Origin of the sequence: Janibacter sp. GS2, assembly GCF_051200835.1 — a bacterium.
GTDB lineage: Bacteria > Actinomycetota > Actinomycetes > Actinomycetales > Dermatophilaceae > Janibacter.
Genome location: NZ_CP195161.1, coordinates 1,254,883 through 1,272,968, shown reverse-complemented (window position 1 = coordinate 1,272,968; position 18,086 = coordinate 1,254,883). Strand labels below are relative to the sequence as shown.

16 protein-coding genes are annotated in these 18,086 nt (G+C 71.0%); 4 read left to right on the top strand and 12 right to left on the bottom strand.

Annotated features, from left to right (window positions below; translation table 11 throughout):
• Positions 1-26: 26 nt before the first annotated feature.
• Positions 27-1,556 (bottom strand): choline-sulfatase, encoded by a 1,530-nt coding sequence (betC, locus tag ACR9E9_RS06290; RefSeq protein ID WP_435202771.1) that lies wholly within the window; start codon positions 1,554-1,556, stop codon positions 27-29.
• 188 nt (positions 1,557-1,744) lie between these two features.
• On the opposite strand from betC, the gene trpB reads away from it, so the two are divergent.
• Positions 1,745-2,941, top strand: coding sequence for a tryptophan synthase subunit beta (gene trpB, locus ACR9E9_RS06285; protein WP_435202769.1), 1,197 nt, complete (start codon positions 1,745-1,747; stop codon positions 2,939-2,941).
• Between the two features lie 41 nt (positions 2,942-2,982).
• On the opposite strand, the gene ACR9E9_RS06280 is transcribed toward trpB, so the two are convergent.
• The 4 genes from ACR9E9_RS06280 to ACR9E9_RS06265 form a co-directional block, all read right to left on the bottom strand.
• Complete coding sequence (locus ACR9E9_RS06280; RefSeq protein ID WP_435203589.1) at positions 2,983-3,648, bottom strand: cation transporter; 666 nt, start codon at positions 3,646-3,648, stop codon at positions 2,983-2,985.
• Entirely contained in the window at positions 3,645-4,004 is a 360-nt protein-coding gene (gene cmtR / locus ACR9E9_RS06275) for a Cd(II)/Pb(II)-sensing metalloregulatory transcriptional regulator CmtR (RefSeq protein WP_435202767.1), read from the bottom strand. The genes ACR9E9_RS06280 and cmtR overlap by 4 nt, the downstream gene beginning before the upstream one ends.
• 70 nt (positions 4,005-4,074) lie before the next feature.
• Positions 4,075-5,778, bottom strand: coding sequence for a 3-ketosteroid-delta-1-dehydrogenase (locus ACR9E9_RS06270; RefSeq protein WP_435202765.1), 1,704 nt, complete (start codon positions 5,776-5,778; stop codon positions 4,075-4,077).
• A gap of 148 nt (positions 5,779-5,926) precedes the next feature.
• Positions 5,927-6,295: a hypothetical protein gene (locus ACR9E9_RS06265; RefSeq protein ID WP_435202763.1), complete on the bottom strand. Its 369-nt coding sequence runs from the start codon at positions 6,293-6,295 to the stop codon at positions 5,927-5,929.
• Positions 6,296-6,380: 85 nt separating this feature from the next.
• On the opposite strand from ACR9E9_RS06265, the gene ACR9E9_RS06260 reads away from it, so the two are divergent.
• Together ACR9E9_RS06260 and ACR9E9_RS06255 are read left to right on the top strand one after the other, a co-directional pair.
• A complete protein-coding gene (locus ACR9E9_RS06260) occupies positions 6,381-7,511 on the top strand; it encodes a PLP-dependent cysteine synthase family protein (RefSeq protein ID WP_435202761.1) in 1,131 nt (376 codons plus the stop codon).
• Between the two features lie 237 nt (positions 7,512-7,748).
• A complete protein-coding gene (locus tag ACR9E9_RS06255) occupies positions 7,749-8,963 on the top strand; it encodes a N(5)-(carboxyethyl)ornithine synthase (protein ID WP_435202759.1) in 1,215 nt (404 codons plus the stop codon).
• 361 nt (positions 8,964-9,324) lie between these two features.
• Here the strand turns inward: ACR9E9_RS06255 and ychF are convergent, their stop codons facing one another.
• The 3 genes from ychF to ACR9E9_RS06240 are packed head-to-tail and all read right to left on the bottom strand — an operon-like array spanning position 9,325 to position 11,267.
• The gene (ychF, locus tag ACR9E9_RS06250; RefSeq protein ID WP_435202757.1) at positions 9,325-10,410 is read right to left on the bottom strand and encodes a redox-regulated ATPase YchF; all 1,086 of its coding nucleotides are present in this window, start codon (positions 10,408-10,410) and stop codon (positions 9,325-9,327) included.
• 12 nt (positions 10,411-10,422) lie between these two features.
• The gene (locus ACR9E9_RS06245; protein ID WP_435202755.1) at positions 10,423-10,710 is read right to left on the bottom strand and encodes a hypothetical protein; all 288 of its coding nucleotides are present in this window, start codon (positions 10,708-10,710) and stop codon (positions 10,423-10,425) included.
• The gene (locus tag ACR9E9_RS06240) at positions 10,707-11,267 is read right to left on the bottom strand and encodes an NUDIX domain-containing protein (RefSeq protein WP_435202753.1); all 561 of its coding nucleotides are present in this window, start codon (positions 11,265-11,267) and stop codon (positions 10,707-10,709) included. Before ACR9E9_RS06240 ends, ACR9E9_RS06245 begins: the two co-directional genes overlap by 4 nt.
• A 61-nt stretch (positions 11,268-11,328) precedes the next feature.
• Here ACR9E9_RS06240 and ACR9E9_RS06235 point away from each other — a divergent pair, with 61 nt between their 5' ends.
• Positions 11,329-12,516 carry a DNA recombination protein RmuC gene (locus tag ACR9E9_RS06235; RefSeq protein ID WP_435202751.1) on the top strand — a complete coding sequence of 396 codons (1,188 nt, stop codon included), beginning with the start codon at positions 11,329-11,331 and terminating at the stop codon, positions 12,514-12,516.
• A gap of 113 nt (positions 12,517-12,629) precedes the next feature.
• Here ACR9E9_RS06235 and hutI read toward each other — a convergent pair whose 3' ends face one another.
• The 4 genes from hutI to hutH are packed head-to-tail and all read right to left on the bottom strand — an operon-like array spanning position 12,630 to position 18,005.
• Positions 12,630-13,790, bottom strand: coding sequence for an imidazolonepropionase (gene hutI, locus ACR9E9_RS06230; protein WP_435203587.1), 1,161 nt, complete (start codon positions 13,788-13,790; stop codon positions 12,630-12,632).
• Between the two features lie 5 nt (positions 13,791-13,795).
• Positions 13,796-14,722 (bottom strand): formimidoylglutamase, encoded by a 927-nt coding sequence (gene hutG / locus ACR9E9_RS06225; RefSeq protein WP_435202749.1) that lies wholly within the window; start codon positions 14,720-14,722, stop codon positions 13,796-13,798.
• Entirely contained in the window at positions 14,719-16,410 is a 1,692-nt protein-coding gene (hutU, locus tag ACR9E9_RS06220; protein ID WP_435202747.1) for a urocanate hydratase, read from the bottom strand. Before hutU ends, hutG begins: the two co-directional genes overlap by 4 nt.
• Positions 16,411-16,430: 20 nt before the next feature.
• On the bottom strand, positions 16,431-18,005 hold the full coding sequence (hutH, locus tag ACR9E9_RS06215) for a histidine ammonia-lyase (protein ID WP_435202745.1): 1,575 nt from the start codon (positions 18,003-18,005) through the stop codon (positions 16,431-16,433).
• Positions 18,006-18,086: the final 81 nt, after the last annotated feature.

Here is an 18,086-nt window from a genome sequence, read left to right as displayed (position 1 = left end):
ACGAGTGATCTGGCGCCGGCCAGGCCTCACGTGTCGCGGATCTGCCCGTGCGCCAAGGCTCCCCAGAAGTCGCCCCGGACGTAGCGCTGCCCGGGGTCGGGGCTGAAGTCCCAGGGGCGGGTGCGGCCCCGCTGGAGGGCCGCGGCCACGAATCGGCGTCGTGACTGGCTGGCCACCACGTCCTCCTCGAGTGTCGCGAGGTCGTAGCGGGCGTCCAGCGCGTGGCGCAGCGTCCGCACCAGCTCCGCGCTCCCCGGCGCCGACGCGATGTTGTCCAGCTCGTCGGGGTCGACGGCCAGGTCGAACAGCTGGTCGCGATCACCGGGGCAGACGATGAACTTGTACCGGCCGCGCACGAGCGTCAGCTGGGGCCGCAACGTGCCCTCGGCGAGGTACTCGATGACGACATCACGGTCCTGGGGGCCGGCGAGCCCGGCGGTCTCCCGGCGCGCGGACTCCAGCAGGGACAGACCGCCGCCCGGCTCGGCCTCCGGCTGCGGTGCACCGGCGAGCTCGAGCAGGGTGGGCATCAGGTCCAGCAGGGAGACGGGATTGGCGTACCTCCCCTTCGCCACCAGGTGGTCCGGTCCGTGGATGATCATCGGCACCCGGGAGGACTGCTCATAGGGCGACATCTTGAACCACAGACCCTTCTCCCCGAGCATGTCCCCGTGGTCGCTGGTGACGATGATGACGGTGTCCTCCAGCAGGCCCAGCTCGTCCAGACGAGCACGGATGCGCCCCACGTGGTCGTCGATGTAGCTGACGGCTGCGTAGTAGGACCGCCGCGCCCGGCGGGTCTCCTCGAGCGTCGGGTCGCGCCGGTCGAAGCCGCTCATCGTCCGCAGCCGGTGGCTGTGCGGGTCCTGGCCCGGGTCCGGGACCTCCGGGTGCCCCGGGTCCGGGATCTCGACCCCCGCGAACCGGTCCCAGTGCTCCAGCGGCGGTTCGTACGGGTCGTGGGGGTGGATGAAGCTGGTGACCATGAGGAAGGGGATGGCCTCCCCCTCGGCCTGGTTCGCCCGGACCCGGTCGTTGAGGTGGCGCAACGTGTGGAACCCCACCTCGTCGTCGAAGTCCTGCTGGACCGTGGCCCTCGAGACGCCGGCGGTGAAGACGGCATCGGCATCGTGGTACCACTGCAGCCGCTCGTCCATGGCGCGAGCCCAGTCCGGGACCATGTCCATGTCCGCCGGGTAGACGTCCGTGGTCAGCCGCTCCTCGAACCCGTGGTGCTGGTCCGGTCCGATGAAGTGCATCCGCCCGATGAGGGCCGTGTGGTACCCGGCACTGCGCAGGTGGTGGGCGAAGGTCGGCATCGACGCCGGGAAGTCGTCGCCGTTGTCGTGGCAGCCGAGCTCCGAGGGCATCAGTCCGGTCATCATCGAGGCGCGCGACGGCGCGCAGAGCGGGGTGGTGCAGTAGGCCCGGTCGAAGACGGCGGCGTCCTCGGCCAGGCTGTCGATGTGCGGGGTCCGTGCCGCCGCATCCCCGTAGGCGCCCAGTGCCTGGGCGGCCATCTGGTCTGCCTGGACGACGACGATGTTGGGCTTCACGATCGACGATTCCCTTCCCTCACGAGGCGACGGTGCTCCTGCCCACTCTCACACGCCCGAGAGGGGTCACGCCGCTCCCGGTCCCGTCTCCTGTCCACCACCCGGGCCGATCGCCGCGATATCGTCGGCTCGCGCCCGCACCCGGGCTCGACCCCCCTTCGCCCCCGGACCCGCCGCAGGAGCCCACGATGACCCCGTACACCCACGCCGACGAGCAGGGTTTCTTCGGTCGCTACGGCGGCGCCTTCCTCCCGCCGCACCTCGAGGGTCCCGTGGCCGAGGTGGCCGCGGCCTACGCCGAGGCGATCGCCGACCCGAGCTTCCTGGACGAGTACCGGGAGCTGTTGCGCGACTATGTCGGTCGCCCCTCACCGCTCTTCCTCGCGCAGCGGCTGACCGACCACCTCGGGGGCGCCAGGATCTACCTCAAGCGGGAGGACCTCAACCACACCGGCGCCCACAAGATCAACCACTGCCTCGGTGAGGCGCTGCTCGCCCGGCGGATGGGCAAGAAGAAGCTCATCGCCGAGACGGGCGCCGGCCAGCACGGCGTCGCGCTGGCGACCGCCGCGGCACTGCTGGGCCTGGAGTGCGAGATCCACATGGGCGGCATCGACGTCGAGAAGCAGCACATGAACGTCGTGCGAATGGAGATGCTCGGCGCGAAGGTCGTCGCCGTGGAGACCGGCGGGCGCTGCCTCAAGGACGCCGTCGACAGCGCCTTCGCGACGTATGCCGCCGACTACGAGGACGTCTTCTTCGGCATCGGCTCGGTCGTCGGGCCGCACCCCTACCCGTCGATGGTGCGCGACTTCCAGTCGGTCGTCGGCGAGGAGGCGCGCGAGCAGATCCTCAGCAAGGAAGGGCGCCTGCCGGACGTCATCATGGCCTGCGTCGGGGGCGGCTCCAACGCGATGGGTCTCTTCTCCGGTTTCCTGGCCGACGAGGAGGTCCGCATCGTCGGCGTCGAGCCGGCCGGCGAGGGCGTGGAGACCACGCGGCACGCGGCGACGATGACGAAGGGGTCCGACGGCACCATGCACGGGATGGCCACCCGGCTGCTGCAGGACGAGGCCGGCGAGCCCTCTTCGGTCCACTCGATCGCCTCCGGCCTGGACTACCCGGGAGTGGGTCCGCAGCACGCGCACCTGAGGGACATCGGCCGGGTCGAGTACGTCTCGGTCACCGACGCGGAGACCATCGACGCCTTCTCCGCGCTGTGCCGGCTCGAGGGGATCATCCCCGCCCTGGAGAGCTCGCACGCGGTCGCCCACGCGATGCAGGTGGCGCCGGGCATGGGCCGCGACGAGGTCGTGGTCGTCAATCTCTCCGGCCGTGGCGACAAGGACGTCGACTACATCGCCGAGGTGCTGAGGGGCCGCTGATCGTCGGTCGGCGTCCGCGGGTGTCGGGCCGGAGGTGAGGGTCAGCAGCAGGTATCGGCTTCGCTCTCGCCGGTCAGCACCGCGACCGGCGCCGCACAGCAGGCGTCCCCCCGCCAGGCTTCGACCCCCTCACGCAGGGCGAAGACGGCGATCACGAGCGCGGCGACCGAGTCGGCCCAGGCCCACCCGAGCAGGCTGTTGAGCAGCAGGCCGGCCAACAACGCCGCGCTGAGGTAGGTGCAGATCAGGGTCTGCTTGGAGTCGGCGACCGCCGAGGCGGAGCCGAGCTCACGACCGGTCCGACGCTCGAACCAGCTGAGGAAGGGCATGACGACCAGGCTCAGCGCCGCGATGGCGATGCCGACGGGCGAGTGCTCGGGCTCCCGCAGCCCCGCGAGCGAGAGCAGCGCGTCCACGCTGACGTAGGCGGCGAGGGCGAAGAAGGAGACGGCGATGACGCGCAGGGCGACCTGCTCCCGCCGCTGCGGATCGGCAGCGGAGAACTGCCAGGCGACCGCCGCCGCGGAGAGCACCTCGACGATCGAGTCCAGCCCGAACCCGATCAACGCCGACGACGACGCGGCGGCGCCCGCGCCCAGCGCGACCACGGCCTCGATGACATTCCAGGTGATCGTGATCGCGACGACGATCCTGATCCGACGACGCAGGACCCCGACCCGGTCCGGCGCCACGGCCAGCGCCGTCACCGGGCCACCCCCGCGTCGCAGCAGCCGAGCACCGCGCAGGCCGGGTCCGCGCACGGCACGTCCCCGTCGACGGCCAGGGTGACGTCGACCAGGGAGGTCAGGGCGGCGGCGAGGTGCGGATCCGCGATCTCGTAGCGGGTCCGCCTGCCCTCGGGCTCGGCGACGACGATCCCGCACCCGCGCAGGCAGGACAGGTGGTTCGAGACATTCGTGCGCGTCAGCTCCAGCTCGCGGGCGAGCTGCGCCGGGTAGCCCGGCCCCTGCAGGAGCGCGATGAGGATGCGCGAACGCGTCGGGTCGGCCATCGCCCGGCCCAGCCTGTTCATCACGTCCACCCGGGAGGCAATAGTCAGCATTCGCTGACTATACAGTCAGGGCTGACCTGCGGTTGTCGGCGGGCGCCCTGCGCGACCGGCCCGGGGGATGTCAGCCCTCGTGTCGCCCAGCCGCGTGACGGGCGGCGATGTCACCGAACACCAGGCCCTGGCCGATCGTGGCCCCGGCCCCGGGGTAGCGGTTGCCGAAGGCATTGGCCGCGGTGTTGCCGATGGCGTAGAGGCCGGTGATGGCCGAGCCGTCCTCGCGCAGGACGCGGGCGTGCTCGTCGGCGCGCAACCCCCCGCAGGTGCCCAGGTCACTCATGACCATCTTGACCGCGTACAGCGGGCCCCCGTCCAGGGGGCGCAGGTTGGGGCTCGGCTTCATGGTCGGGTCGCCGTAGTAGCGGTCGTAGGCCGACTCACCCCGGCCGTGGTCGGCATCGCGACCGGCGACCGCCATCTCGTTGAACCGCCGACCGGTCGCCACGAAGTCGTCCACCGGGACGCCCATGAGCTCGGCCAACTCCTGCGCGGTGTCGGCCTGGTGCGCGATCCCCGCGTCGAGCCACGCCTGCGGCAGGGCCATGCGCGGGAACAGCTCCGTCGCGAAGACATAGCTGTTGCGGTACTCCTGGTCGAAGACGATCCACATCGTCCCCACCGGGTCCCCGGCGTCCTCACGGCGCAGCACCTCCTGGCCGAAGGTCATGTAGTCGGTGGACTCGTTGATGAATCGCCGGCCGTGCCGGTCGACGATGAAGGAGCCGGGCAGCGAGCGCTCCGCGAGCATCACGCCGGGGGTCCCACCGGACGGGGACGCCACGGCCGGGAACCACCAGGCCTCCTCCAGGTGGGCGAGATCCGCGCCGACCTCGACCCCCACCTTGATCGCGTCACCGGTGTTGGACTCGGCGCCCATTGGCCAGTTCTCTTGCAGGCTCTCCGACTGGTACCGGTGGCGCATGACCATGTCGTGGTCGAAGCCCCCGGCCGCCAGCACGACTCCGCGGCGGGCGGTGACCGTCACCTCACGTCCGTCCTGGACGAGCACCGCGCCGGTCACGGCGCCGCCCTCGGTGACCAACCGCTGGAGTCGCGTCGTCGTCCACACCGGGATCCCACGGTCCAGCACGCCGGCGTACAGGCCGGCGGCCAGCGCCTGACCGGTTGCGGCGTAATGCCGGCCGAGGGCGAGCCCGCCGACTCCCTGGGCCACCCTCTTGACCACCTTGGGCAGCGCCCGGGCCGGGGCCTTGGCCATGAGGTTCATCCACCGGTAGTCCGGGCTGGTGATCGGCATCGGCACGGGCGCGCTCATCGACGACGGCCGCAGCCGGGCCTCCTCCTCCCCCAGGACGCTCGTGTCGAAGGGGGCGCTCTCCACGCTGCGGCCCGCGTCGGACCCACCGGGCAGGTTCGAGTGGTAGTCGGAGTAGCCCTTGCCCCAGATGAACGTCAGCGGCGTCATCCGCCGCAGCAGGTCCACCGTCGCCGGGCCCTGGTCGAGGAAGGCCTGCCAGCGCGCCCGCGGCGAGGCATCGCCGACGAGGTTCTCCAGGTAGGTCGTCGCCTGCTCGGTGCTGTCGGAGGAGCCCTGCTCCGCCAGGACGGAGTTGCCCGGGACCCAGAAGGCGCCTCCGGACAGGGCCGTCGAGCCACCGACGTACTCGGACTTCTCCACGATGAGGGCGGACAGACCCTGCTCGTCGGCAGCCATCGCGGCGAGCATCCCGGTACCGGAACCGATGACCAACAGGTCCACGGTCGTGTCCTCGGCAGGGGTGACGGGCAGATCGTTGACCTCGGTCACGGTCGAACACTCCCCTCGGTGCGGTGCGGCACCGACAACCCGGTGCTCTTCCGTCACCATAGGCGAGACTGGCCAGCCTCACGGCCGCGGAAGGCCTGGCACCGCGATCAGTCGAGCCGACCCCCTTCGCCCTCCCGAGGGGGTGAGGTCAGCTCTGGCCGGACAGCTGCGCGCGGAGGGCGTCCGCGTCCTGACCGTGCACACCGAAACCGAGCGAGGTGATCCGCTTGCCCGTGGGCACGTGGCGCAGCGCCTTGCCCTCGAGCGCGAGGTCCGCCGGCGAGGTGACCGGGAAGCGCTTGAGCGTCATGCCGATCGGGTTGCGCAGCTGCACCTCGTGCGACTCGACCTTGACGATCGGGTTGATGAGCATGAGCACCCCGAGCAGCACGAGCACGGCTCCCCCGAGGACCGAGACCCACTGCTGGCCGAGCAGGGAGACGATCAGCAGCAGTGCGCCGATCACCAAGAGGGAGACGGACAGGATGCGGTTGTGCCTGATGGTCAGTGGCTTCACGGGTGGGAGTCTATGTGCCACACCCGTCACCGGAGCGGCACGGCCGCGACGTCGGTCCTCGACCCCATCTCCCGAGAGGAACGCCATGACCCACTCCGCCGAGCAGCCCGCGCCGGCCGTCGCCGCAGAGGAGGACGTCAACCGGTACGACCCGCAGTACCGGCAGTGGCTCGCGTCCGCCATCAGGAAGGTGCGCAGCGACGCCAACCGCTCGGCCGACACCCACCTGGTCCGGGTCCCGTTGCCGACGCAGTGGGGTGTCGACCTGTACCTGAAGGACGAGTCGGTGCACCCGACCGGGTCGCTGAAGCACCGGCTGGCCCGCTCGCTCTTCCTCCACGCCCTGTGCAACGGCTGGATCCGACCGGACAAGCCGGTCATCGAGGCCTCCAGCGGCTCGACCGCGGTCTCCGAGGCCTACTTCGCCTCGCTGATCGGCGTCCCCTTCTACGCGGTCATGGCCAGATCGACGAGCAGCCAGAAGCTGGATCTCATCGAGTTCCACGGAGGGTCCTGTCACTTCGTGGACAACGCCCATGAGGTCTACGCCGTCGCCGCCGCACTCGCCGAGGAGACGGGTGGGCACTACATGGACCAGTTCACCTACGCCGAGCAGGCCACGGACTGGCGAGGCAACAACAACATCGCCGAGTCGATCTTCGACCAGATGTCCATGGAGGAGCACCCCCAACCCGCCTGGATCGTCGCGACCGCCGGCACCGGCGGCACATCGGCGACCCTGGCCCGGTACGTCCGCTACACCGGACGCTCGACCGGCATCTGCGTCGCGGATCCGGAGAACTCCGCCTTCTTCCCCGGGTGGCGCGAGCGCGACCCCACCGTCACGACGCCGGTGGGCTCACGCATCGAGGGCATCGGCCGCCAACGTGTGGAGTCGAGCTTCATCTCTTCGAGCATCGACCGCATGGTGCGCGTACCCGACGCGGCCGCCATCGCGTCGATCCTGCTGCTGGAGGAGCTCACCGGGTCCAGGGCCGGGGCATCGACCGGGACCAGCCTGTGGGCCACCCTGCGCATCGTGTCCGAGATGGTCGAGGCAGGCACGAAGGGGAGCATCGTCTCGCTGATCTGTGACCCGGGCGAGCGCTACCTCGACAAGTACTACTCGAGCCAGTGGCTCGAGGACAACGGCCTCGACATCACGCCGTACCAGCGGCGTCTCGAGGACTTCATGCGCACGGGCGTGCTGGCCTGAGACAGGTCCAACCCACGCCGGCGCTCCGTGGACCTCTGGCCTCGAACCTCGTGCGAGCAGGAGGCCGTGCACGGCCACGCGCACACAGTGGGCGCGCGCCTGGTCCGCGAGCCATGCGCCTGCGCCTGGGCGATGTCGCCCGGGGGGTGCCGGCTCATCGCGTGGCCGGGCCCGGTGAATCCTCGGAGTACAGTCCGAGACGGAGCTAACTCGGGTTCCCCGATCATGGGAGTCCGGATGTCCGGCACCGCTCAACAATCCTCAGCTGTCCCCCCTTCGTCCGGCGCTGCCGCTGCGAACTCGCTCCTCACCCTCGGCCTGCTCGCAGGATCGACGATGGAGAACGAACGACGGCTTCCGCTGCACCCGCACCACCTGGACCGGCTCGACCCGGACGTGAGCGCCCGCATGATCGTCGAGCGCGGCTACGCCGCCGACTTCCAGCTGGAGCCCGGGTACATCGAGTCGCGTGTGGGCCGGGTTGCCGAGCGCGCCGAGGTGATCGAGTCCGCAGACGTCCTGCTGCTGCCCAAGCCACAGGCGGCTGACGTGAGCGCGATCCCCGAAGGGCGCGTCCTGTGGGGGTGGCCGCACTGCGTCCAGGACGCGCACATGACGCAGACCGCCATCGACCGCCGGCTCACGCTCATCGCCTTCGAGGCCATGAACCACTGGACCCGGCAGGGAGACTTCAGCCTCCACGTCCTCCACAAGAACAATGAGCTGGCCGGCTACTGCTCCGTGCTGCACGCGCTCAGCCTGCGAGGTTCGACGGGCAACTACGGGCCACGGATGAGTGCGGTCGTCATCGGCTTCGGCGCCACGGCACGAGGGGCGGTCACCGCGCTCAAAGCACACGGGATCCACGACATCCAGGTCCTCACCCAGCGGGGCGCCTCGGCCGTCGGCTCACCGATCCACAGCGCACACATCACCCAGCTGCACACCGACGACGGCCCGGTCCACCTCAGCACGGTGCCCACGGAAGACGGCGATGTGCTGCTCCCGACCTTCCTCGCATCGCACGATCTCGTCATCAACTGCACGCTCCAGGACCCGACCTCGCCGATGAACTACCTGCGGACCGAGGACCTGAAGGAGTTCGCAGCGGGCAGCCTGATCATCGACGTCTCGTGCGACGAGGCAATGGGTTTCGAGTGGGCCAGGCCGACGGAGTTCGAGGATCCGATGTTCACCGTCGGGCAGGGAGTGAACTACTACGCCGTCGACCACAGCCCGTCCTACCTGTGGAACTCGGCCACCTGGGAGATCAGCGAGGCGATCCTGCCCTTCCTGCGCACCGTGATGGAAGGACCGTCTGCCTGGACGAAGAACGTGACCATCTCTCGCGCGATCGAGATCCACGACGGAGTGGTCAAGAACCCGGACATCCTGCAGTTCCAAGGTCGCGAGGCCACCTATCCCCACGCACGGACCACCACGGTGTCCTGACAAGGGGTTGGTCACGGCGACCGCTCGTGATCCCACCCGCTGTCCTGGCACTGCTGGTCCCGCTCTCCAGTGAGCACGGCCACCGGTCCGGCGCAGCACGCATCACCCTTCCTCGCCTCGATGCCCTCGCGGAGGGCAACGACGGCGATCACCCCGCGCGCTGTCCATTCGCGCCCCCAGGGCCACCGGCGGCGAGTGCGACGGCCGCCTCGATGACGTTCCAGGTGATCGTGACGGCGCCGCAGGACAGGCTTCAGGGCCGGGGTGAACCGCGGCTCACGGGCAGGCTCAGCACGATGGCCACCCCCGCCTCGTGCTCTCCCGTCAGGGGCTGCGCCTTGCCGCTTCCTCGGGTCCGGATCTAGACGTTGAAGCGGAAGTCCACCACGTCGCCATCGACCATGACGTACTCCTTGCCCTCCATGCGCACCTTGCCGGCCGCCTTCGCCTCGGCCATCGAGCCGAGGGAGTCGAGGTCCTCGAAGGAGACGATCTCGGCCTTGATGAAGCCCCGCTCGAAGTCGGTGTGGATGACACCGGCAGCCTGCGGCGCCTTCCAACCACGGTTGATCGTCCACGCGCGCGACTCCTTGGGGCCGGCGGTGAGGTAGGTCTGCAGGCCCAGGGTGTTGAAGCCCTTGCGCGCGAGCTGGTCCAGTCCCGGCTCGTCGATGCCCACGGACTCCAGCAGCTCGCGGGCCTCCTCGTCCTCGAGCTCGGCGACCTCGGACTCCAGCTTGGCGTTGAGGACGATGGCCTCCGCCGGCTCGACGAGCGCCTGCATCCGGTCCCGGAAGTCGGTGTCGGTCAGCTGGTCCTCGTCGACGTTGAAGACGTAGAGGAAGGGCTTGGTCGTCAGCAGGCCGAGCTGCGCGGCGATCTCCATGTCGACGCCAGCGGCGACGCCCTTCGCGAAGAGGGTGTCTCCCCCTTCGAGCACCTCACGAGCGGCGAGCGCCGTGTCGAGGACCGCCTTGTCGATCTTCTTGCCCTTCAGCTCCCGCTCGAGGCGCGGGACGGCGCTCTCGAGGGTCTGCAGGTCGGCGAGGACCAGCTCGGTGTTGATCGTCTCCATGTCGGAGGCCGGGTCGATCTTGCCGTCGACGTGGGTGACGTCGTCGTCGACGAAGGCGCGCACCACCTGGCAGATCGCGTCCGACTCGCGGATGTTGGCGAGGAACTTGTTGCCCAGCCCCTCCCCTTCGCTCGCGCCGCGCACGATGCCGGCGATGTCGACGAAGGAGACCGTCGCGGGGAGGATCTTTTCGCTGCCGTGGATCTCGGCGAGCCGCTTCAGCCGAACATCCGGCAGCGGGACGACGCCGACATTCGGCTCGATGGTTGCGAAGGGGTAGTTCGCGGCGAGGACGTTGTTCTTCGTCAGAGCGTTGAACATCGTCGACTTGCCGACGTTGGGGAGACCGACGATTCCGATGGAGAGTGCCACGGGGACAGGAGTCTAACCGCGCGAAGGGGAATCCCCATCCCGGTCCCCCGCGGCCACCCAGCGTCGGAGCAGGAACCTCAGGACCCACCAGGTGGCCACGAAGAGGACGAAGAGGCCGAGCAGGCGCAGCCAGGAGCCGCCCGCGGAGGCGAGGACCGGCACGTAGAGCAGGCACACGAGGACCGGGAGCGCCGCGACCACGAGCGTCAGGTCCTTGACCGTCTCGCGCCCCCACATGGTGAAGAGGGATGGTCGGGGCCGCCTGGGCGGCGGCACCCCGTCCGGGAGCCGGTCGCTCACATGCCGTCCCGCGGCGACGAGTTCTCGAGGAAGGTCGTCCCCTCCCGGGTGCCGAAGCCGACCTGCGCGATCATCGCGGCGGTGTAGGCAGCGGTGTTCGCCTCGACGCTCGCGGCATCCGCCCAGTGGACGGCCTTGATCTCCCGCTGCTGCAGCACGGCGGCCTCGAGGGTCTCCTCGGGCACGTGGCCGAGGTCGAAGAGGCAGAGCAGGGCGTCGTCCCAGCCGCGGTAGGGCGGCAGCCAGTTGACCGCGAGCAGCCCCTGGACGGTGACGTCGAGGCCGAGCTCCTCCTTGACCTCGCGCACGACGCAGTGGGCGGGCGACTCGTCGGGGTCGACGATGCCCCCGGGCAGGTCCCAGTCCTTCTTGTAGACGAGCTGGCACAGGGCGATCCGATCGCCGTCCGTGCGCAGGACGCCCTGGGCGATGAGGCGCTTCTTCGGCAGGCGGGAGTTGAGGACGCGGATGAACGCGCGCCGTCCCTGCTCCGTGCCGAGGTCCGGCCGGCGGGTCTCGTCCTTGACCTGCTCCTCGCTGGGCTCCTCTGTCGGCATGGTCACGAGGCTACCCACCCTGGGGGCGAGCGCTGTCGGTGATCACTGGTTGGCTGCAGCCATGGACATGACGACCCTCGTGACGGGACTGCTGCTCGGCGCACTCATCGGTGGGCTGCTGGCCTGGCTGGCGGCGCGCACCCAGGTCGTGGGCGCGCGGGTCGAGCGCGACGGCCTGCGCGAGCGGGTGGGCGACCTCGAGGCGAGCCTCGGTGAGGACGCCGAGACCGCAGCGGCCCTGGCACCCATGGGTGAGGCGCTGCGGCGGGTCTCGCACAAGGTCGAGGAGCTCGAGCGGGACCGTCTCGACCAGTTCGCGACGGTGCGCGACGCCCTCGGCCGCGTCGAGCAGACGACGACCCGGGTGGGCCACGAGGCCGCCTCGCTCGCCTCCTCGCTGCGCGTGTCGTCCGTGCGCGGCGCCTGGGGCGAGGTGCAGCTGCGACGGGTCCTCGAGGTGTCCGGGATGCTCGCACGCTGCGACTTCGACGAGCAGACGAAGGGGGTGACCGCCGACGAGCGCGAGGTCCGGCCGGACGTCGTCGTCCACCTCCCCGGAGGCAAGCACCTCGTCGTCGACGCCAAGGCACCGATGAGTCACTGGCTCCGGGCCCAGACCGAGGACATCGACCCCGACGAGCAGGCCCGCCTGCTGGACGGGCACACGGCAGCTCTGCGGGGGCACGTGCGCACGCTCGCGGACAAGGCCTACTGGACGGCCTTCGACCCCTCACCCGAGATGGTCGTGTGCTTCATCCCCTCCGATGCCACCCTCGCTGCGGCCCTGTCCCGGGACCCCGGGCTGCACGAGGAGGCCATGACGAGCAAGGTCGTCCTCGCCTCCCCCAGCACGCTGCTCGCGTTGCTGCGCACGGTCGCCTTCACCTGGCAGCAGGATGCCGTGACCCGCGAGGCCCGCGAGCTGCTCGCGCTCGGCCGCGAGCTCTACGCCCGCCTGGGCACCCTCGGGGAGCACGCCACCCGGATGGGCCGCTCCCTCCAGCGATCGGTCGAGGACTACAACCGACTCGTCGGCTCGCTCGAGTCGCGGGTGCTCGTGAGCGCCCGGCGGATGAGCGAGATCGGGATCAGCCCCGACGAGCTGGAGGACGTGCCTCCCGTGACGACGACGCCCCGGCCGCTCACCGCCCCCGAGCTCCTGGACGCGGTGGCCGCGGAGGATGCCCGACCCGAGCTGGACCTCGAGGGGCTGTCGCGGGCCGCTCGTGAGCGCGAGGAGGCGTCGTGAGCACGAGTCCCCTCGGGCGCCCCACCCCTTCCCGGTTCGATGTCCGGGAGTGAGCCCGAGGGCTCAGCGAAACATCGACCGGCGACGGGAGGAACGCCCTGCAGGTCCGCCGCTCACCACTCCAGCGTCCGGGCGATGGGCACCCCTGCGCGGTAGCTCAGATGCAGGTGGTTCGGCGCGTCGAGCACCGCGAGGTCCGCGCGGGCACCGACCTCGATGCGGCCGATGTCCTCCCTTCGCAGGGCCCGGGCACCTCCCCGCGTGGCCGCGACCACGGCCTCGCTCGGGGTCATGCCCATCTCCCGCACGGCGAGCGCGATGACGAAGGGCATCGAGCTGGAGTAGCAGGTCCCCGGGTTGCAGTCGGTGGCCAGCGCGACCGAGACGCCGGCGTCGAGCAGCGACCTCGCGTCCGGGTAGGGCGAGCGGGTGGAGAACTCCACGCCCGGCAGGAGCGTCGCGGTGGTCGTGCCCGCCGAGGAGACGAGGGCTTCGACGTCCGCGGAGGACAGGTACGTGCAGTGGTCGACGCTGGCGGCGCCCAGCTCACACGCCAGCTGCACTCCGGGACCGTGGTCGATCTGGTTGCCGTGCACCCGCAGCTCGAGCCCCGCGTCACGCCCGGCGAGGAGCACCCGGCGCGACTCCTCACCGGTGAAGGCGTGCGGTGACGCCGGCTCGCAGAAGACGTCGATCCAGCGGGAGTACGGCGCGCAGGCGGTGAGCATCTCCCCCGTGACGAGGTCCAGGTAGCCCGCCCGGTCCGCACGCATCTCCTCGGGCACGAAGTGCGCCCCGAGGAAGGTGGTCTCCGCGGTGACCTCCGCGGCGAGCCGCAGCGCGCGGGTCTCCTGCTCGACGTCGAGGCCGTAGCCGGACTTGATCTCGACCGTGGTCGTGCCCTGGGCGCGCATCTCCGCGACCCGAGCCCGCAGTGCGTCACGCAGCCACTCGTCGTCGGCGGCGCGGGTCGCTGCCACCGTCACCCCGATCCCCCCGCCGTCGTAGCGCTCCCCGGCCATCCGTGCGGTGAACTCGCCCGAGCGGTCCCCGGCGAAGACGAGGTGGGCGTGGCTGTCGACGAAGCCGGGCAGCACGCAACGTCCCCCCACGTCGACGACCTCGTCGGCGGCGGGTGCCGACGAGGCCGGCCCGGTCCAGGCGATGCGCCCGTCGACGACGACGATCGCCCGGTCGGAGCGGGCACCGGCGCCCCCTTCGCCCGTCTCGTCACAGGTGACGAGCTCGCCGATGCTGGTGATCAGTGTCGACATGCTGCTCATGACCCCTTCCGGTGGTGGGCCGCGCGGGTGATGACGCGGTGGATCAGGCGGGCCGCGACCTTGGCCGTGCGCTGGTCGATGTCGAAGCGCGGGCTGAGCTCCGTGACATCGAGGTGGATCAGCCTGCCGCTGTCGGCCACCGCGTCGCACACCGCCTGGATGACGAAGGGCGGAACCCCCAGTGCCGCAGGCGCGCTCACTCCCGGGGCGGCTGCGGCCGGGAGCACGTCGAGGTCGATCGACAGGTAGACCTCGTCGACGTCCTCGAGGAAGCGCTGCACGAAGGCACGCGGCGCGTCGAGCTCCTGGCAGTCGTCGTCGAGGAGCCACGGCGTCTCGAGCTGGCGCGCCGCGTCGAAGAGCGCACTGGTGTTGCTCGCCCGGCTCACCCCGAGGACGGCGTAGTGGACGTCCAGGCCGTGCGCCTGTCGGTCTCGGGCGATCTGCAGGAAGGGGGTTCCCGAGGTGGGGCGCTCCTCCTGCCGCAGGTCGAAGTGCGCGTCGAGGTTGAGCACGCCCAGCCGCGGTCGCCGACCGAGGCCGAGGTAGCTGCCGTAGGCCGTCTCGTGGCCGCCACCGAGGACGACGGTCAGCGGCGCCTCGTCACGCGCGGCCGCCACCGCCGCACCGAGCCGGCGTTGACCGTCCTCGAGGTCGCTCCCCTCGACGGCGACGTCCCCGTGGTCGACGACCGTCAGCTCCTCGTGGACCGCCAGCGAGGCCAGGGCCGAGCGAAGGGCGGTGGGCCCGTCCGCCGCGCCGACCCGCCCCCGGTTGCGGCGGACCCCTTCGTCACTGGCGAAGCCCAAGAGTGCGGCATCGGGGCGCATGCCGCTCTGAGGCGCACAGACCGTGCGGAAGAAGCGCCGGTGCTGCGGTCCGGGACCGTCGTCGCGCCCGCTCCACTCGAAGGTCGTGGTCACGCCTGAGCCTCCCCGTCGCGGATCGTCGACGTCATCGGCACCCGCACGCCACGCTCCTGCGCGACCTGCGCAGCCCGCGAGTAGCCGGCGTCGACGTGGCGCAGCACGCCCATCCCGGGGTCATTGGTCAGCAGTCGCTCGAGCTTCTGCGCAGCCAGGTCGGTGCCGTCGGCGACGCCGACCTGACCGGCGTGGATGGAGCGACCGATCCCGACGCCACCCCCGTGGTGGATCGAGACCCAGGTCGCACCGGAGCTGGCCGCGGTGAGCGCATTGAGCAGCGGCCAGTCGGCGATCGCGTCCGAGCCGTCGAGCATCGACTCGGTCTCGCGGTAGGGCGAGGCGACGGAGCCGGAGTCGAGGTGGTCACGTCCGATGACGATCGGGGCCGTGACCTTGCCGTCGCGCACGAGCTCGTTGAAGAGCAGCCCGGCCCGGTGGCGTTCGCCGTACCCGAGCCAGCAGATGCGGGCGGGCAGCCCCTCGAAATCGACGAACTCCTGCGCGGCGTCGAGCCACCGGTGCAGGTGCTCGTTCTCCGGGAAGAGCTCCTTCAGCGCGGCGTCGGTGACCGCGATGTCCTCCGGATCGCCCGAGAGCGCCACCCAGCGGAAGGGCCCCAGGCCCTCGCAGAAGAGCGGCCGGATGTACGCGGGGACGAAGCCGGGGAAGGCGAAGGCTCGGCCGTACCCGGCCTGCCGCGCCTCGTCGCGGATGCTGTTGCCGTAGTCGAAGACCTCGCAGCCGGCGTCCTGCAGCCCGACCATCGCCTCGACCTGCGCGGCCATCGACTCCTGGGCCTTCTTGGTGAAGCCCTCCGGGTCGCCGTCGGCCTCGCGGGTCCAGTCCTCGAGCGGGATCTCCGCGGGCAGGTAGCTCAGCGGGTCGTGCGCGCTCGTCTGGTCGGTGACGACGTCGATGTCGATCTCCCCGGCGGCGTGCCGGCGCAGGATCTCCGGGAAGACGCTCGCCGCATTGCCGACGAGACCGATGGACACGGCGCGGCGCTCCCCCTTCGCCGCCATGGCCCTCGCCAGGGCCTCGTCGAGGTCCGTGGTCACCTCGTCGAGGTAGCGCTTGGACTGCCGCCGCTCCAACCGCGAGCGGTCGACGTCGACGACGAGGCAGACGCCACCGTTGAGGGTGACCGCCAGCGGCTGCGCGCCGCCCATCCCGCCGCAGCCTCCGGTGAGGGTGATGGTCCCGGCGAGGGTGCCGCCGAAGCGTTTGCGCGCGACCGCGGCGAAGGTCTCGTAGGTGCCCTGGAGGATCCCCTGGGTGGCGATGTAGATCCACGACCCGGCGGTCATCTGTCCGTACATCATCAGGCCCTCGGCCTCGAGCTTGCGGAACTGCGGCCACGTCGCCCAGTCGCCGACGAGGTTGGAGTTGGCCAGCAGCACGCGCGGCGCCCACGGATTGGTGCGCAACACCCCGACCGGCTTGCCGGACTGCACCAGCAGGGTCTCGTCGTCGGCGAGGTCGGTGAGCGTCTCGACGATGGCGTCGAAGGCCTCCCAGGAGCGCGCGGCACGCCCCGTGCCGCCGTAGACGACGAGGTCGTCGGGGCGCTCGGCCACCTCGGGGTCGAGGTTGTTCATGAGCATGCGCAGCGGCGCCTCGGTCTGCCAGCTGCGTGCGGTCAGGTCGGTGCCTCGGGCGGCACGCACGGGACGGGCTCCGTCCATGGTGATCACTCCTTCGTGGGTCAGGCGAGGGGGCCGGCCACGGACTCGGCCGCGGCGCGGACCGACCCGTCGACGACGGCGAGGTGGGTGGCGGCCAGGTCGGGTGCGGTGAAGCGGTCCGGTCCGGGTGCGATCTCCCCGTGCTCGGCGAGGGCGTCGATGACCGCCCCGGTCGCGGGCGCCGGACGAAGGGGACCCCGCAGCGCGATCCCCCGCGCCGCGGTGTGCAGCTCGATCGCCACCACCCGGGAGAGCGCGTCGACGCTGCGGCGCAGCTTGCGGGCGGCGCCCCAGCCCATCGACACGTGGTCCTCCTGCATCGCGCTGCTCGGGATCGAGTCGACGCTGGAGGGAGCGGCGAGTCGCTTCATCTCCGAGACCATCCCGGCGGCGGTGTACTGGGCGATCATCAGCCCGGAGTCGGTACCGGGGTCGTCGGCGAGGAAGGGAGGAAGTCCGTGGCTGCGCTTGACGTCGAGGAACCGGTCGGTGCGACGCTCGCTCATGCTCGCGACGTCGGCGGCGACGATCGCGAGGAAGTCGAGCACGTAGGCGACGGGCGCCCCGTGGAAGTTGCCATTGGACTCGACCCGGCCGTCGGGGGTGATCACGGGGTTGTCGATGGCCGAGGCGAGCTCGTGGTCGGCGACGCTCGCGGCGTGCTCGACGGTGTCGCGGGCACCACCGTGGACCTGGGGCGCGCAGCGAAGGGAGTAGGCGTCCTGGACTCGCGTGCAGGCCTGCGGATCGCGGTGGCTGTCGCGGATCGGGCTGTCGCGCAGGACCGCTCGCATGTTGGCGGCGGCGAGCCCCTGCCCGGGGTGGGGCCGCAGCCCCTGCAGGTCAGCGGCGAAGACGTCGTCGGTGCCCAGGAGCCCCTCGACGCTCATCGCGGCCGCGATGTCGGCGTTGACGAGGAGGTCACGCAGGTCGTGCACGGCGAGGCAGAGCATCCCGAGCATCCCGTCCGTGCCGTTGATCAGGGCCAGCCCCTCCTTCTCGTGCAGCTCGACGGGGGCGAGCCCGGCATCGGCCAGCGCGGCGGCGGCGCCGATCTCGTCGCCACCGGCGACGCGGACCCTCCCTTCGCCCATGAGCGTGAGCGCGCAGTGGCTCAGCGGGGAGAGGTCACCGGAGCAGCCGAGCGAGCCGTACTCGTGGACGACCGGGCTGATGTCGTACTGGAGCAGCGCGAGGTAGAGGCGCAGGGTCTCCTCCCGGATGCCGGTGCGTCCGGTGGCGAGGGTCTGCACGCGCAGCAGCATGAGGGCGCGCACGACCTCGTCCTCGACCTCGCTGCCGGTGCCGGCGGCGTGGCTGCGCACGAGCGAGCGCTGCAGCTGGGCGCGCTTCGCGTGGGGGATGTGGGTCGTGGCCAGCGCACCGAAGCCGGTGGAGACCCCGTAGTGCGCCACGGTGTCCTCGGCCAGCCCCTCGATGATCGAGCGCGCGGAGCGCACCCGCTCCCAGGCGGCCTCGCTGATCGACACCGGCGCGCCGTGGCGGGCGACGGCGACGACGTCGTCGATGCTCAGGGGTGCGTCGCCGAGGACGACGGTGGTCGTGGTCTGCTGCTGCGTGCTCATGTCCACCATGCAACTCCCTCGGGCGGGGCTGCGGTCGCTCTCGACAGGCGTTAGTGTCTCGGATACAAGACACACACCGCATCTGCCTAG

Coding starts and splice junctions, on each gene's coding strand:
- hutU (WP_435202747.1), bottom strand. CDS start 16,410: ATGGACGGAGCCCGTCCCGTGCGTGCCGCCCGAGGCACCGACCTGACC.
- ACR9E9_RS06260 (WP_435202761.1), top strand. CDS start 6,381: ATGACCCACTCCGCCGAGCAGCCCGCGCCGGCCGTCGCCGCAGAGGAG.
- cmtR (WP_435202767.1), bottom strand. CDS start 4,004: ATGCTGACTATTGCCTCCCGGGTGGACGTGATGAACAGGCTGGGCCGG.
- hutH (WP_435202745.1), bottom strand. CDS start 18,005: ATGGTGGACATGAGCACGCAGCAGCAGACCACGACCACCGTCGTCCTC.
- hutI (WP_435203587.1), bottom strand. CDS start 13,790: ATGTCGACACTGATCACCAGCATCGGCGAGCTCGTCACCTGTGACGAG.
- ACR9E9_RS06235 (WP_435202751.1), top strand. CDS start 11,329: ATGGACATGACGACCCTCGTGACGGGACTGCTGCTCGGCGCACTCATC.
- ACR9E9_RS06240 (WP_435202753.1), bottom strand. CDS start 11,267: ATGCCGACAGAGGAGCCCAGCGAGGAGCAGGTCAAGGACGAGACCCGC.
- trpB (WP_435202769.1), top strand. CDS start 1,745: ATGACCCCGTACACCCACGCCGACGAGCAGGGTTTCTTCGGTCGCTAC.
- ACR9E9_RS06255 (WP_435202759.1), top strand. CDS start 7,749: ATGTCCGGCACCGCTCAACAATCCTCAGCTGTCCCCCCTTCGTCCGGC.